Here is a 257-nt window from a genome sequence, read left to right on the forward strand (position 1 = left end):
GCCAGGGTCTCGAGTATCGATCGTAACCACCCCGTATTTCCCAAAATCACACATATAAGAGCGGCCTAATATTTCTTTCTTTTCATGGGTGGGTTCGGCTGACGCCAGATGCGTCGAAGAGAAAAGCAATAGAGGAAAAATTAGTAATTTTTTCATTGTTTCAATATTTGCAAGATGGAAATGACATGGGCTTGGCTCATTCGGGAAACCATCTACTTTTTTGCCGCAACCTGCGCCCGCCACTGCAATTTTCCGAT

At 44.4% G+C, this 257-nt stretch carries 1 protein-coding gene; it reads right to left on the bottom strand.

Annotated elements, in window-relative coordinates; all coding sequences use genetic code 11:
* Positions 1–257: hypothetical protein (locus R0K30_RS22565; RefSeq protein ID WP_410613148.1), on the bottom strand; the 257-nt coding region annotated here is incomplete at both ends.

Origin of the sequence: Bacillus sp. SIMBA_154, assembly GCF_046536015.1 — a bacterium.
Taxonomy (GTDB): Bacteria; Bacillota; Bacilli; order Bacillales; family Bacillaceae; genus Bacillus; species Bacillus pumilus_P.